General features: G+C 68.3%; 11 protein-coding genes. 6 read left to right on the forward strand and 5 right to left on the reverse strand.

Features of this window, described 5'->3' with window-relative positions:
• Window positions 1–6: 6 nt before the first annotated feature.
• Entirely contained in the window at window positions 7–1,983 is a 1,977-nt protein-coding gene (locus FBY40_RS17175; protein WP_141939931.1) for an alpha-glucuronidase, read from the forward strand.
• 40 nt (window positions 1,984–2,023) lie between these two features.
• Here the strand turns inward: FBY40_RS17175 and FBY40_RS17180 are convergent, their stop codons facing one another.
• From FBY40_RS17180 to FBY40_RS17200, 5 genes are all read right to left on the reverse strand, one after another.
• Window positions 2,024–2,752: a DUF624 domain-containing protein gene (locus tag FBY40_RS17180; protein WP_141939932.1), complete on the reverse strand. Its 729-nt coding sequence runs from the start codon at window positions 2,750–2,752 to the stop codon at window positions 2,024–2,026.
• A complete protein-coding gene (locus FBY40_RS17185; protein WP_141939933.1) occupies window positions 2,752–4,779 on the reverse strand; it encodes a beta-galactosidase in 2,028 nt (675 codons plus the stop codon). The genes FBY40_RS17180 and FBY40_RS17185 overlap by 1 nt, the downstream gene beginning before the upstream one ends.
• A gap of 68 nt (window positions 4,780–4,847) precedes the next feature.
• Window positions 4,848–6,527: an ABC transporter substrate-binding protein gene (locus FBY40_RS17190; RefSeq protein WP_235015016.1), complete on the reverse strand. Its 1,680-nt coding sequence runs from the start codon at window positions 6,525–6,527 to the stop codon at window positions 4,848–4,850.
• A 40-nt stretch (window positions 6,528–6,567) separates the two neighbouring features.
• Complete coding sequence (locus FBY40_RS17195) at window positions 6,568–7,470, reverse strand: carbohydrate ABC transporter permease (RefSeq protein WP_235015148.1); 903 nt, start codon at window positions 7,468–7,470, stop codon at window positions 6,568–6,570.
• A 41-nt stretch (window positions 7,471–7,511) separates the two neighbouring features.
• The gene (locus FBY40_RS17200; RefSeq protein ID WP_141940264.1) at window positions 7,512–8,489 is read right to left on the reverse strand and encodes an ABC transporter permease subunit; all 978 of its coding nucleotides are present in this window, start codon (window positions 8,487–8,489) and stop codon (window positions 7,512–7,514) included.
• 221 nt (window positions 8,490–8,710) lie between these two features.
• Between FBY40_RS17200 and FBY40_RS17205 the strand changes: the two genes are divergently transcribed.
• The 5 genes from FBY40_RS17205 to FBY40_RS17225 all read left to right on the forward strand — a co-directional run.
• On the forward strand, window positions 8,711–9,709 hold the full coding sequence (locus tag FBY40_RS17205) for an acetylxylan esterase (RefSeq protein ID WP_141939934.1): 999 nt from the start codon (window positions 8,711–8,713) through the stop codon (window positions 9,707–9,709).
• Complete coding sequence (locus FBY40_RS17210; protein WP_160141436.1) at window positions 9,706–11,022, forward strand: mannitol dehydrogenase family protein; 1,317 nt, start codon at window positions 9,706–9,708, stop codon at window positions 11,020–11,022. The genes FBY40_RS17205 and FBY40_RS17210 overlap by 4 nt, the downstream gene beginning before the upstream one ends.
• Window positions 11,023–11,105: 83 nt before the next feature.
• Window positions 11,106–12,125, forward strand: coding sequence for a LacI family DNA-binding transcriptional regulator (locus tag FBY40_RS17215; RefSeq protein WP_141939936.1), 1,020 nt, complete (start codon window positions 11,106–11,108; stop codon window positions 12,123–12,125).
• Window positions 12,126–12,225: 100 nt separating this feature from the next.
• Complete coding sequence (locus tag FBY40_RS17220; RefSeq protein ID WP_141939937.1) at window positions 12,226–15,546, forward strand: endo-1,4-beta-xylanase; 3,321 nt, start codon at window positions 12,226–12,228, stop codon at window positions 15,544–15,546.
• 115 nt (window positions 15,547–15,661) lie between these two features.
• Window positions 15,662–15,959: MarR family transcriptional regulator (locus FBY40_RS17225; RefSeq protein WP_141939938.1), on the forward strand; the 298-nt coding region annotated here is incomplete at its 3' end.

Genomic DNA, 15,959 nt, shown 5'->3' on the forward strand with positions numbered 1-15,959 from the left:
GAAGCAATGACCATCCCCGCACCGCACTCCGAAGCCGTTGCCGACGGGCACCCCATGTGGCTGCCCGAGGCCGTCACCGGCGAACTCCGAGACCGCACGGTGACCGTCCTCGGCGAGGGAGCGGTGCTCGACACGCTCCGTGCCGAGGTCGCGCGGGCCGGGATGAGCGAGGTCCGCGCTGACGCCGACCTTCTCATCGCTCCGTTCGACGTGGTCGAAGACGCACCCGAGGGGCTCGGCCCGGAAGCCTTCTTCCACCGTGTCCGCGAAGGTCGGACCGTGATCGCCTACGGCGGTCCGAACGGCGCCCTCTACGGGTGGTTCCACCATCTGCGCCACCTGGCTCGCGGGGGTGGCGAGCTGGCGTCCACTCAGGAACCGCTGCATGAGCTGCGGATGCTCGACCATTGGGACAACGTCGCGGTCCATCCCCACATGGGCCAGGTGGAGCGCGGCTACGCTGGCGGATCGATCTTCTACGACGACGGCCGTCTCCGTGAGGACCTGTCGCGCGTGGGTGCGTACGCCCGGCTCCTGGCATCCATCGGCATCAACCGCGTCACGATCAACAACGTCAACGTCGGGCCCCGGGAGGCGCGCCTCCTCACCGACGACCTCGGCACGGTCGAGCGTCTGGCGGCGATCTTCCGCTCCTGGGGGATTCGCACCCACCTGTCGATCAACTTCGCCTCGCCACTGACGCTGGGAGAACTGGACACCTCCGATCCGCTCGAGCCGGCGGTACAGAGATGGTGGAGGGATGCCGCGGCCCGCGTCTTCACCCGCATCCCCGACTTCGGCGGTTTTCTGGTGAAGGCCGATTCGGAGGGGCAGCCGGGACCGTACGCGTACGGTCGCGACCACGCCGACGGCGCGAACATGCTCGCGCGGGCGGTCGCCCCCTTCGAGGGCCTCGTGCACTGGCGCGCGTTCGTCTACAACCATCGCCAGGACTGGCGCGACCGCACCACCGACCGAGCGCGCGCCGCCTACGACACCTTCGTTCCCCTCGACGGCCGATTCGACGACAACGTCATCCTGCAGGTGAAATACGGTCCCCTCGACTTCCAGGTGCGGGAGCCGATCTCACCGGTCATCCCCGGGATGACGCGCACCCGCGTCGCGCTGGAGCTGCAGGTCACTCAGGAGTACACCGGCCAGCAGCAGCACGCGGTGTATCTCGGACCGCAGTGGAGCGAGATCCTCGCGTTCCGGCCGACGGGGGACGACGCCACCCTCGCCGAGGCGGTGCAGGGCGGAATCGCAGCCGTCTCGAACGTCGGGTCCGATGACTTCTGGACCGGCCACCCCCTGGCGCAGGCGAACCTCTACGCCTACGGGCGTCTGGCCTGGGATCCGACACTCGACCCGGGAACGATCCTGGACGAGTGGATCGCGCTGACGTTCGGAGCCGACGACCAGGTGCGCCGCGGCATCCGCTCGATCCTGGATGATTCGTGGCGGACCTATGAGATGTACACGGCGCCGCTCGGGGTCTGCTTCATGGTCAGCCCGCTGAACCGCCACTACGGCCCCGATGTCGACGGCTACGAGTACTCCGCCTGGGGCACCTACCACTTCGCCGATCGCGATGGCGTGGGCGTCGACCGGACCGTGAAGACCGGGACCGGCTTCACCGGTCAGTACTCCGAACCGTGGGCGAGCCGCTACGAGTCTGTCGACACCGTGCCGGACGAGCTGATCCTCTTCTTCCACCACGTGCCGTACACCCATCGCCTCCACAGCGGGTCGACGGTGATCCAGCACATCTACGACACTCACTTCGCGGGCGTCGAGCGGGTCGACGAGATGGCCGTGACCTGGGACGAGCTCGAGGGCCGGGTTCCGTCCGATCTGCACCGCCGCGTCGGAGAACGCCTCGCCGAGCAGCGGAGGTCGGCGATCGAGTGGCGCGACCAGATCAACACGTACTTCTGGCGGAAGTCGGGCATCGCCGACGAGGCCGGGCGCACGATCTACTGACAGCCCTCCCCGTGCCGGCTCTTCGGAGCCGGCACGGGGGTCAGCCGTCGTCCGCGGTGAACCGCTGCGTGACGTCGGCGACCATCGGCCGGGCGTTTGCGCCCGCGAACGCCGCGAAGACGACCGCGGTGAGCGCCAGCATCCAATCGGACCCGAACGCCACGACTGCTGTCGCCAGCACCAGGTACGACGCCGAGCCGAGTGTCACGAGCGGCTTGGCGGCCAGGTAGTACAAGGCGAGCCGTGCGATGTCGCGCGCCCGGAATCGGAAGAACGACGCGATCATGAGGGCGTGCGACGCCCACAGCGCCACGACGACGAGGAGCACGATCGCGGCGCCGGTGAAGAAGAGGTCGACGCCGGCGGCCGCGCCGAAGGCCACGGTCGTCCCGAGCACGGTGGCGATCGCGAGCGCGGGGACCCAGACCCAGAGCACATCGCCGAGGTTGCGCGCGTACGCCCGCCAGAACCTCGGCCAGACGTTCGGCTCCTCCGCCGTCATCCGGGCCGCCATCGTCGACACCGCCGCCGAGAACGCGGGGCCGAGCGGCAGAAGACACAGGGCGTACAGCGGGATGTTGCTCGCATCCCGCTCCAGCAGGAGGATCCCTGCGAACCCCGGAGCGGCGGCGAGGAGGAAGCAGCCCTCCACGACGACGTACCAGTAGACGACCGTCGTCGCGCGCCAGAATGCGCCCTGGCGCGGGTCGGGGGAAGACGCGGATGGGTTCACGCGCTCCATCCTGCCGGGGCTCGTCGGATCGGCCATCAGTCGACCTCGATCACGGCAACGCCGTTGACTCCCAGGCGCAGCGGTGCACCGACGGAGACGACGGCGCCGGTGAGCACATCGGTCCCTTGGAACGGTGAAGCCACGTCCACCTCGGCACCGCTGTGGTTGAGCACGAACTCGTAGCGACGTCCGTCGATCTCTCGCGTCGTGTGCTCGAGATCGGGTATGTCGGCGAAGGGGCCGAGAAGCCCCTGCTCGCTGAGCGCACGCCGGATGACCCAGTCGACCCCGCGCTGATCGAGGCACGTCCCGACGTACCAGGCTGAGCCGTCGCCGATCCGGTTCCGGGTGACGGCCGGGGTGCCCGCATAGAAGTCCTGCGTGTAGGACCCGATCGGCTCGGCACCTTGAGGGATGACCAGATCGAAGACGAGAGACGCCTCACTGCGCACCTCCGGCTCGTCGCCGTGCGAGAGCACCACGGTGTTCGTCTGCGTCGGCGGCAGCGAATCGGTCTCGTCGACCCGCACCCCGACGACCGGGCCGAGGGGGCCGGGGACATCGGAGAGGAAGGCGTTGTCGTCCTCGTCCACCCGCCCCGACAGCACGGTGGTCACGACCGTGCCACCGCGTCGCACGACCGCCTCCAGGCGAGCCGCCGTATCGCCCTTCACCATGTGGAGGAAGGGCGCGACGACGACGTCGTACGCGGACAGGTCGGCGGACACCGGAACGACGTCGAGCACTGCTCCTGCCTGCCACAGGGCCTCGTGATAGAGGACCATCTGCTTCTCGTACCGGACGAATCGGCTCGGGCCGTCGGAGATCTCGAGAGCCCACCACGAGTCCCAGTCGAAGAGCACGGCGACCCGGGCAGGCGTCCGTGACCCGAGCAGCCGGTCTCCGATCGCCGCGAGCTCGGCGCCGAGATCGGCGACCTCGCGGAACGCGCGGGTGTCGGTGCGACCGGCGTGGTTCAGCACCGCACCGTGATACTTCTCCGAGGCCCCCTTGCTGTGGCGCATCTGGAAGAACAGCACAGAATCCGAACCATGGGCGACCGCCTGCCACGACCAGAGTCTCATCTGACCGGGACGCTTGACGGGGTTGTAGTCGCGCGTGGACGTCATGGTCGGTGTCTGCTCCATGAGCCAGAAGGGCTGCCCGCCCTTGATGCCTCTCATGAGCCCGTGGCTGAGAGCCTGCCGCGAGACCGGCGACCCGTCGGTGGGGTAGTTGTCCCACGAGGCGAAGTCGAGGTCATCCGCCCACCGGTGGTAGTCGAGATGACGGTAGATCGCCATCATGTTCGTCGTCGCGGGCAGATCCGAGTGGGCGCGGATCGCCGCCTTTTCCTCGCGGAAGGAGCGCAGGATGTTGTCGGTGTTGAACCGGTGATAGTCGAGGGTGATGCCCTGGAACGCGGTGTGATCGGGACTCTTCCAATGTTCCGACAGGATGTTCGGCGGCACGATCTGGTCCCAGTCCGTGAACCGGTGTGACCAGAAGTCCGCGTTCCATGCATCGTTCAGCCGGTCGAGCGTCCCGTACCGGGCTCGCAGCCACAGACGGAACTCTCCTGCGCACAGATCGCAGTAGCAGAGCCCGCCGTACTCGTTGTTGATATGCCACGCCACGACCGCGGGGTGATCGGCATACCTCTCTGCGACCCGGGCCGCCATCGCGGTCGCGAGCCGGCGGTAGTTCCGTGAACTGACGCAAGCGTTATGACGCACGCCGTATACGTGGCGGCGTCCCTCGAAGTCGACGCGACACACATCGGGGTACGCCGTCGCCAGCCAGGGCGGCACCGCGGCGGTGCCCGTCGCCAGGCACACCTTCCGGCCCTCGGCGTGGGCCCGGTCGATGATCCGATCCAGCATGGAGAAGTCGTAGGTCTTTTCGTCGGGTTGGGTACGGGACCACGAGAAGACACCGACAGTGAGGAGATCGATGCCGGCGAGGTCGAAGGCCCGGTGGTCTTCGTCCCACACCTCTTCGCCCCACTGCTCGGGGTTGTAGTCGCCGCCGTAGGGGATCTTGCTCAGGGTGGGGAGTGTCATGGTCACTTTCTCCTCCGTCGACGGCAACGGCCCCGCGCCCGAGCGGACGCGAGGCCGTTGCCGGCGGATCAGTTGCTTTCGGCGTAGCGCTCCTGCGCCGCGTTGACGATGTCGAGGTACGCGGGCATGTTCATGCCCTCGAGCTCGGCGACGTAGTCGTCCCACTCGTCCATCGACCGCTGGCCGAGGATGAAGGCCGAGGTGTTCTGCCAGACGTGATCCTTCAGTGAGGACTGGTAGAGAGAGACCTGCTCGCGCTCGATCTCGTTCAGCGGGGCCGGCGGCGGCAGCTCGAGGACGTCCTTCGACGACATCGACTCGACGAACTCCAGCGCTTCGGGCCGGAGCATCGACCGGTCGAGGGCGACGGTCGATCCGTGCACGAGGGTGAACACGCCGTTGGAGAATCCGTAGTCAGCCTGCAGGTTCTCCGGGGCGTCCGGGTTCAGACCCATCGCCGTGATGTTCTCGTTGAGCACCCAGGTATCCTCACCGTCCTTGTCGTAGGTCACGCCTTCGACACCCCACTTGGCGAACTCGAGCCCCTCGTCGGAGTAGTACAGCCAGTCGAGGAACTGCAGCATCGCCAGGAAGTTCTCCGACTCCGCGGCATCGGACGAGAGCATGAAGCCGCTCACGAGCCGCTGGCCCGACTGGAAGTTGTCACCGGCCGGTCCCGCGGGAACGCGGATCATGCCGATCTCGGCATCCGTGCCGAGCTCCTCGATCGTGGAACGGTATCGGACGATCTCCTGATCGTTCGTCCCCATCGCCAGCGCCTGACCCGACGCGAACTTCTGGAGAGCCTGGTCGTCGTCCTGAGTGATGGCCTCGGGGTCGAGCAGTCCCTCCTCCACGAGCATCGCGTAATACTCGACCATGTCGCGATATCCGTCACTGGCCCCGGCGTATTCGAATTCCTCGCCGTTCCACCACAGACCCTGGCCGAAGCCCCATCCTCCGGTGGTGCCGAAGTTCGGCGACACGAAGCCGAGCGTCCCCTCGATCGGTCCATTGGCCGACCACCGGTCGGTCATCGGGTACAGGTCGGGATAGGCCTCTTTGACCGTGCGGAGCTGTTCGGCGAACTCCTCGAACGACTCGGGCTCGAGGCTGAGGCCCAGCTCCTCCCAGATGTCGGTGCGCACGGCGTAGGAGTATTCGGGCCGCGGCTCCTCACGGAAGCCCGGGAAGAGGTAGTACTTGCCGTCCTCCTGGCGCAGGGCGTTGAGGTCGGGCTCCATCCCCCACTTCTCGACCTTGTCCATGTAGTTCGGCATGTACTGGACGAAGTCGCTTGCGGGGAGGATCGCCCCACCCGCCACGAATGAGACTTCCTGGCCCGGGTAGGTCACCGAGACGATGTCGGGGGCGTCGCCCGCGCCGATCACGAGGGACTTGCGCTGATCCCACTCAGACAGGGGAGCGCTGACGATGTCGAAGGTGACGTTCTGGTTCGCCTCGAGCTCTTCGAACAGCAGCCAGTTGTCGTCGATCGGGTAGTTCGGGTGATCGCGGTAGAACAGGCCGAACTCGACGGGCTCGGTCGCGGAGAACGTGTCCCCCACCCCGTAGTCCTCCATCGCCCCGACATCCTTGCCGGTGAAGTCGAACTCGCCGCCTTCGGCGCTGCCACCGTCGTCGGAGGCGCCGCAGCCGGTCAGTACCAGGGCGCCGGCGGTGAGCAGCGCACCGGCGAGCATCGCGCCGCGTCGCGCGCTTCTCTTCGGTCGAATCTGCTGTGTCATCGGGATTCCTTTCTGGGGGTGTGGATCGGGTGTCTTCGGGTCACTGCTTGACGGAGCCGAGCATGACGCCGGAGACGAAGTACTTCTGGATGAAGGGATAGAGACAGACGATCGGCAGCACCGTGAGCAGCATCGTCACCGCCTTGACGTTCGCGGCGACCTGCGCCGATTCACCGGAGCCCATGCCCGCTCCGAGGGACTCGCCGCCCGTGGCAGCGGCCAGCAGGTTCCGCAGGTACACCGTCACCGGATACAGCTCGGATTGATCGAGGTAGAGGAAGGCGGTGAACCACGAATTCCAGAACGAGACGGCGTAGAAGAGCACCATCGTGGCGATGACGGCCTTGCTCAGCGGAAGGACGATGCGCAGCAGGATGCCGTACGTCGTCAGCCCGTCGATCGCCGCGGCCTCTTCGAGGTCCTCGGGGAAGTTCTCGAAAAAAGCCTTCATCACCAGGAGGTTGAAGATGCTGATCGCGTTCGGGATCACGATCGCCCAGATGGTGTTCTTGAACCCCAGGGTGTTGATCAGGATGTAGTTCGGAATGAGCCCGCCGTTGAAGAACATCGTGAACACGGCGATGCCGATGAAGAAGGCCCGCCCCTTGAGGTGCCGTTTCGACAGCGCGTAGGCGAACGACGTCGTGAGCACCATCGCGATGGCGGTCGCCACGACCGTATAGACCACCGTATTGCCGTAGTTCCGCCAGAACAGCGGGTCGCTCATGACATACCCGAACGTGGTGACGTTGAACCCCATGGGGATGAGATTCACCTGTCCGGAGTTGATGTACGCCTCGGAGCTGAACGCCTGGGCGACGACGTTCAGGAAGGGGTACAGGGTGATGAAGCAGATCGCCACGATGAGGACGGCGTTGATCACCCGGAACACCGTGTAGCTGCGGGAGTCCTTGATCCCCCCCTGCGTCGACGGCCGGAAGATCCTGTCGGCACGGCGGCGGACCGGCGTGCGGATACTGGTGGTCACCACAGGCTCGTCCCCACTGCTCGGCGCGAGATCGCATTGGCGGAAAGAATCAGGGTCAGGCCGATGAGCGCCTCGAACAGGCCGATCGCCGTGGCATACGAGAAGTTGCTCGAGATGATGCCGACCCGATACAGGTACGTGGATATGACGTCGGCTGTCGGGTACAGCAGTGGGTTGTACAACAGCAGCACCTTCTCGAACCCGACGGCCATGAATGTGCCGATGTTGAGGATGAGCAGGACGATCATCGTGGGTCGGATGCCCGGTAGCGTGACGTGCCAGATCTGGCGCCAGCGGTTGGCCCCGTCGATGCGTGCGGCCTCATAGAGCTGCGGATCGATGGTCGTGAGGGCCGCGAGGTAGAGGATCGTGCCCCAACCGACGGTCTGCCAGATCTCCGAGCTGACGTATATGGAGCGGAACCATTCGGGCAACTGCATGAAGGGGATGGCTTCGCCCCCGAAGAACTGGATCCCCTGGTTGATGGAGCCGCGGAGCGCGGTGAGCTGGAGCACCATGCCGGCGACGATGACGATCGACATGAAGTGGGGCAGGTAGGAGATGGACTGCGCGATGCGCTTGAAGCGCCGCGAACGCAGCTCATTGAACATCAGAGCGAGGATGATCGGCAGCGGGAACACGATCGCGAGCGTCAACCCGCCCAGGATCACCGTGTTCCAGAACGCCCGCCAGAAGGTCGGGTCGTTGATGAACAGCTCCACGTAACGCAGTCCGACCCACTCGTCACCGAACATGCTCCCGCCGGGGCGGAAGCGGCGGAAGGCGATGACATTCCCCGCCATCGGCACATACCGGAAGATCAGCAGGAAGATGATGGGGAGAACCAGCAGCGAGTAGAGGCGCCAGTCGCGCTTCAGCGCTTTGCGCCAGGTCCGGCGCTGCCTGGGCGGACGGGATCGCCGGCCGCGGTCGGTCTTGCGCTGCTGGTCCTCGGCTTCTTCGCGCAGCTCGATCGCGTCGGCGAGGACGACGTTGCTGTTGACGGACACTGCGCTCCTTTGCGGGTGGTCATCTCTCAGAGAGGCCTGCGATCTCGCGGGAAAACTTTCGACTTCCCGTGCGATACCCGATGACGCTAACCTCTGGAAGAATCGATGTCAACGTTTTCATTCGATCTTGCTCCAGGGACGCCGCCGAGCCCGGCGGGTCACGAAACGATGGGAGAACCCCTGCAATGGCGCGCTTCGACCTGCCGGAATCGCAACTCCGGACCTACCGTCCCGACGTCCCTGAGCCGCCGGGCTTCGACTCCTTCTGGCGCGAGACGATCGCCGATGCCCGGGCGCAGGCCACCGGCGTCCGACGTACGCCGACGGCCGCTCCGCTGGATCTCGTGACCGTCGAGGACGTCGTCTTCTCCGGCTACGCGGGCGACCCCGTGCGGGCCTGGCTCGTCCTTCCCGCCGGTGCGCGCGAACCACTTCCCGCCGTCGTGGAGTTCGTCGGATACGGCCGAGGGCGCGGCCTGCCTCACGAGCGGCTCCACTGGCCCGCCGCCGGGTTCGCGCAGCTCATCGTCGACACGCGAGGGCAGGGGGCGACGTGGGGCACCGGCGGGCAGACGGCGGATCCCCACGGGGCTGGGCCGGCGACCGCCGGCTTCCTCACCCGCGGGATCGACAACCCCTTCGACTACTACTACCGACGGGTCTTCGCGGACGCGGTGCGCGCCGTCGACGCCCTCCGCGAGATGCCGGAGGTTGATCCGTCCCGGGTCGCGGTGACAGGGAACAGCCAGGGCGGGGCGATCGCCATCGCGGCCGCCGGCCTGTCCGAGGGACTCGTGGGCGCGCTTCCCACCGTTCCGATCCTGTGCGACCTCCCCCGCGTGATCGGACTCACCGACGCCGATCCGCATGCCGAACTCACCCGCTACCTCGCGGTGCACCGCGACGCGACCCAGCGGGTCTTCGACACGCTGTCGTACTTCGACGGTGTGTCCTTCGCTCGCCGGGCGACAGCCCCGGCATTGTTCGGCGCTGCACTCATGGACACCATCGCGCCTCCCTCGGGCGTCTTCGCCGCCGCGAACCAGTGGGGGGCCGGCGCCGAGACGCTCACCTATGCCTGGAACGGACACGAGGCGGGCGAGGGCGCGCACTGGGTACGGCAGGCGGAATGGCTGCGTGCACGAGTGGCGCAGCTCGCCGCGGAGCCGGTGGCCACCCGATGACGACGCCTCCGCCCCCGCGCCTGACACGCGATGCGCTCGTCGAGAGCGGTCGCGCGCGCCGCCCCGCGCCCATCAGGATGGTCCACATCGGCATCGGCGCCTTCCACCGAACGCATCAGGCCTGGTACACCTCCCGCGCCGGTGACGCCGCGGACTGGGGGATCGCCGGCTTCACCGGCCGCAGCCCCCGCATCGCTGATCAGCTGGCTGCTCAGGGCGGGGTGTACACCCTGGTCGAACGCGGGCGGGAGGGCGACCGCTTCCACATCATCGACAGCATCAGCGAAGCGCGCGCCTCTGCCGATCTCGACCGATTCGTCGACCTGGTCTCGGCACCCGCGACGTCGGTCGTCACCCTGACCGTCACCGAGGCCGGCTACCACCTCGGAGCCGACGGATACCTCGACACCGACCATCCCGACGTCGTCGCCGACCTGGCAGCCCTCCGGGGTGGCCGCCCGGCGCGTCTGAACACGACCGCGGCGCGGCTGGCCTTCGCGCTGCGCGATCGTGCCGCACGAGGAGCCGGCCCGATCGCCGTCGTGTCCTGCGACAATCTGCCCGCGAACGGCCGGACGCTCGAGCGCACCATCACCGACGTCGCCGCCGCGCTCGGCTGGGACACCACAGGATGGCCGGTGTCGTTCGTCTCCACGAGCGTCGATCGCATCACCCCCCACACGACCCCGGTCGACATCCGTGCGGTCGAAGACGCTCTCGGCTTCCGCGACGAGGCCGCTGTCGTGGCCGAACCGTTCTCTGACTGGGTCCTGGCCGGCGACTTCCCCGCAGGGCGCCCTCGATGGGAAGACGCCGGCGCCCGCTTCGTCGATGACATCGCCCCTTTCGAACGCCGAAAGCTGTTGATGCTCAACGGCGGACATCTCGCGCTCGCGTTCCGGGGCCTGCTCCGGGGCTGCAATACGGTGGCCGAGGCCATGGGTGATCCGACCTGCCGGGCTACCCTGGACCGGTTCTGGGACGAGGCGGAACGCGCCGTAGGACCCGGCGCGGACACGGCCGGCTACCGTCGTCAGCTCGTCGAGCGCTTCGAGAACGACCGCATCGCCCACCGTCTCGCCCAGATCGCTGTGGACACCGCGACGAAGGTGCGACTGCGGGTGCTGCCTGTCCTCTCGGCCGAGAGAGAGGTCGGGGGCCCGGCGGACGGCGCGCTCGGCGTCATCCGCGACTGGTCGGCCGGGGCTCGCCGTGGGGCGTTCCCGGCCGGGATCACGCGGCTCGACGACCTGACGTCGAGCGCGACCCCCACCGACCGCGAACTGATCTCGGCCGCGATCGTCGCGGGCTGAGTCGCCCCCTGCCCCGCGAAGGAGAGCGTGTGAACATCGAGCTGGCGAGGGAAGACCGGCGGGGTGCGTCCTATGATCGCGCCATGAGCACAAGCGGCGCGCGCGTCACGCTGGCGCAGCTGGCCGAGGAAGCCGGGGTGTCGATCGCGACGATGTCGAAGGTCCTCAACGGCCGGACGGATGTCGCCTCGGCGACCCGGGCACGGATCGAGCGGCTTCTGGCCGAGCACGGCTACACCCGCCGCGCCGGCAACCGTCGGGGCGAGTACGTCGAGCTCGTCCTCCACGAACTCGAGCCCAGCTGGTCGACCGACCTCATCACCGGGGTCGAGACGGTCGCGGCGGCGTCGGGACTGTCGACCGTGCTCACGCTCAGCGGCGACCGGCATGCCCCCGGCGACGAGTGGATCGACGGCGTCCTGCGCCGAAGCCCGGCCGCCGTCGTCCTCGTCTTCTCCGACCTCGCGCCCGCCCATCGCGACAAGCTCAAGCGCCGCGGCATCCCGTTCGTCATCGTCGACCCGTCCGGCGATCCGGCCGCCGATGTGCCGGCGGTGGGGTCGGCGAACTGGACGGGAGGCCTGGTGGCGACCCGGCATCTGATCGAGCTCGGGCACCGACGGATCGCCGCGATCACCGGCCCCTCCGATGCGATGTGCTCGCACGCCCGCCTCGACGGCTATCGCTCGGCGATGAACGCCGCGGGCCTGCCCGTCGACCCGGGCTGGGTGCGTTTCGGCGACTTCCACCCCTCGGGCGGTGAAGCGTGGGCCCGGGAACTCCTCGCACTCCCCGACCGGCCCACGGCGATCTTCGCCGGCAGCGACCTCCAGGCGATCGGCGTCATCGCCGCAGCGCGCGGCGCGGGACTCGAGGTCCCGGCTGATCTCTCCGTCGTCGGATACGACGACATCGCGCTCGCGCGCTGGTTCAGCCCGCAGCTGACGACGGTGCATCAGCCGCTGCGCCGCATGGGAGAGGAGGCCACCCGACTGGCACTCCGCCTCGGCGCGGGCGGGCACCCCGAGACGCTGCGGATGGACCTGGCCACCCACCTCGTGGTGAGGGAGAGCACGGCGCCCGCACCACCTCTCGAAACTTAAGTGGAGAGTTTCGTAACGTTTCCATGAGGAAGACCCTCGGACGCTCTGCGCGCACATAGGTTTGCGACCACGACAAACCCCCGCGCAAAGGAGCGTATTCGTGAGACGACATCGTGCTCGATCCGCTGCAGCCGCCGTCCTGGCAGCCGCAGCATTGATCGTCGCCCCCCTGTCGGCCGCCTCCGCGGCCGACACCGTCATCGCCTCGGCCGACTTCGAAGACGGCACGACCGGCGATTGGATCGCGAGCGGAGGAGGTGAGAACACCCTCTCGGTCATCGACCTCGACGGCTCGCGAGTCCTGCAGGTCTCCGACCGCGCGGACGACTTCACCGGCATCCAGAGCCCCGCCGGGATCTTCGAGGCAGGAACGACCTACAGCGTGTCGGCCCGCATCAAGCTCGCCGAGGGAACCGCTGACCAGTCGGCGCGCTTCGTGATGAAGCCCGCCTACACCTGGATCGGGCCGACCACCGCCACCGCCGCCGACTGGACCACCATCAGCGGCGAGTACACCGTCCCCGCCGACGCGAATCTGCCCGAGCTCCAGCTCTACATCGGCACCGGGGGCGCGGAGTCGGGAACCTTCACCTACTACCTCGACGACCTCGTCGTCACGGCGCTCGACACCGAGCCCACCGAGCCCACCGACCCCGGCACCCCGCCGGTGACCGGACCGACCGCGCTCTCGAACGACTTCGAAGAGAGCCTCGGCGGCTGGGTTCCGCGCGACAGCGGCAGCGGCGCTCCGACCGTGTCGCTCACCACCGACGACGCTCAGCAGGGCAGCCAGTCGGCGGCCCTGACGGGACGCACGTCGCAGGGCTCGGGGTTCGGCCACGACATCGCGGGCCTGCAGGCGAACGTCACCTACGAGGTGACCGCCTGGGTGCGCTTCGGCGAGGGACAGGCCACCGGGCCGGTGTGGCTGAGCCTCCAGCGCGACTACCAGGGGGCGACGACGTTCTCGACGCTCGCGCAGTTCGCGAACGTCACCAACTCCGGGTGGACGCAGGTGCGGGCATCCTTCCCCCTCGCCGCGTTCGACACGGGTCTGCTCTACTTCGAGACCGACTACAACGGCACGAACACGTCCGACCTGTACTTCGACGACATCCAGGTGAGCGTGCCCGAGCCCGGCGAGATCCAGGACCTCACTCCGCTTCAGGACACGCTGGATGTCCCGGTGGGTGTGGCGATCGACAGCCGGGAGACGACGGGTGTGGCCTCGGAGCTGCTCCTGCGCCACTTCGACCAGATCACGGGTGAGAACTACATGAAGCCCGAGGCCTGGTACGACGCGAACGGCCAGTTCCGCGCCAACCCCGAGGCCGTCGCGCTGATGGACTTCGCCGAGGCCAACGACCTGGCCGTGTACGGCCACGTGCTGGTGTGGCACAGCCAGACACCCGCGTTCTTCTTCCAGGCAGCCGACGGCTCGCCGCTGACGACGAGCGATGCGGACAAGCAGATCCTGCGGGATCGCCTCCGCGAGCACATCTTCAACGTCGCCGAGTGGCTGGCCACCGAGTACGGCGAGTTCGGCGGCACCAACCCCCTGAACGCGTGGGACGTGGTCAACGAGGTCGTCTCCGACGGCTCCGAATACGCCGACGGGCTCCGTCGCAGCGAGTGGTACCGCATCCTCGGCGAGGAGTTCATCGACCTGTCGTTCCAGTACGCCGACGAAGCGTTCAACGACGTCTACGCCGCCGACGGGACCGATCGCCCGGTGACCCTGTTCATCAATGACTACAACACCGAGCAGTCGGGCAAGCAGGGCCGCTACCTCGCACTCGTCGAGCGGCTCCTCGAGCGCGGCGTGCCGATCGACGGCGTGGGGCACCAGTTCCACGTGAGCCTGGCGATGCCGGTCTCGGCGCTGGAGCAGGCGATCCGGACATTCTCCGATCTGCCGGTGACCCAGGTGGTCACCGAGCTCGACGTCACCACCGGGACTCCGGTGAGCGAGGCGCTGCTCATCGAGCAGGGCTACTACTACCGTGACGCCTTCCGGGTGTTCCGCGAGAACATCGACGAGCTCTACAGCGTGACCGTGTGGGGTCTCACCGACGGCCGCAGCTGGCGCTCCGCCAACGGCGCTCCGCTGCTGTTCGACGACGCCTACCAGGGCAAGCCCGCCTACTTCGGCGCCGTCGACGAGGAGCTGCCCGCCCGCCAGCGCAGTGCGTTCGTGTTCGGCGGATCGGTACCGGTGGACGACGCCGCGACCACCGCCTCCGAGTGGGCGCGTCTGCCCCTGCTGCCGATCGAGCAGAGCGGCGCGTTCCAGCTGCGTTGGGAGCCGGGCACCCTCACTGCGTACGTCGAAGTCACCGACGGATCGATGGATGACGCCGACAGCGTGTCCTTCGACGTGGGCGGTCAGCAGTACGTCGTCGGCCGAGACGGCGGGGGCGACGTGTCCGCGTCGGTCACCGAGACCGAGGCCGGCTACCTCGTCGTCGCGGCCCTGCCGCTCGGCGACGCCGACCTCGGCGACGTGGTCCGCTTCGACGTGAGGATCGCCGACGGCGACGCCTCGGCCGGATGGAACACCGCGGGCGAACTGGGGAACCTCACGCTCGTCGAGCCGCTGTCGTTCGTCGAGGTCGTCGAGGCCTCCGAGACGCCGACCGTCGACGGCGCCGTGGATGACGCGTGGGCAGCGGCGAACGCCGTGACCACCGACCGCCAGGTCGAGGGCACCGACGGTGCCACGGCGTCGGTGCGGACCCTGTGGCAGGACAACGCGCTGTTCGTCCTGGCCGAGGTCGCCGACCCGGTGGTGGATGTCTCCGGTTCGGATCCCTGGATCCAGGACTCGGTCGAGATCTACGTCGACGCCGGCAACGTCAAGAACGGCTCCTACCGCTACGACGACACCCAGATCCGCATCAGTGCGGCCGGCGCGGTGTCGTTCGGAACGGGTGACGAGGCGTTCCAGCGGAACCGCGTGGAATCGCAGGTGTCGACCGTCGACGGCGGCTACATCGTCGAGGCCCGCATCAGCCTGCTCGACTCGGGCGGCGAGGGGACGTTCCACGGTCTGGACTTCCAGGTCAACGACGCCTCCGACGGCGCGCGCACGGGCATCCGCAACTGGGCCGACCCCACGGGCGCCGGCTACCAGTCCACTGCCCGCTGGGGCGTGGGAGAGCTGGTCGCCGCGGACGACGCCGCGCCCACCGATCCCGGTGAGCCCACGCCGCCGACCGTGCCGGGCACACCCGGCGAGCCCGGCACGCCGACCACGCCTCCGGCGTCCGGCGGATCGGACGGGGGCGCGGCTGACGACCCGCGCAACCCGCTCGCCTCCACCGGCGGCGGCCTGCCGATCGGCCTGGGCCTCGCGGGCCTGCTGGCCCTTCTCGCCGGCGCGATCCTCGTGCAGCGACGACGGGAGCGGATGCAGGGCTGAGGCGCACCTCCCCCGGGGTGTCCCGCGGTCGTCCGGGCGCGGGACACCCACCTCCCCCACCGCGGTGCCCCGCGTCCGTCCGGGCGCGGGGCACCCTTCTCCCTACACTGGAGCGATGAGTCTGGTCGGGCCCGGTGGTCGGCAGCGGAACCTGTCGACGATCCTGACGCTGTTGCATCGCACCGGTCCCCTCTCGCGGGCGCACCTCACCGAGGCCACGCGACTCAATCGATCGACGATCGCCGACCTCGTCGGTCAGCTCGTGCGCCACGGTCTCGTGACCGAGCGCGCACCCGACCCCGCCCGTCGGGTGGGGAGGCCGTCGCCGATCGTCTCGGTGTCACCGCGTGTCGTCGCGATCGCCGTGAATCCCGAGGTCGACGCGATCACGCTCGCCGCCGTACGCCTCGACC

Origin of the sequence: Microbacterium sp. SLBN-154 (assembly GCF_006715565.1) — a bacterium.
GTDB lineage: Bacteria > Actinomycetota > Actinomycetes > Actinomycetales > Microbacteriaceae > Microbacterium.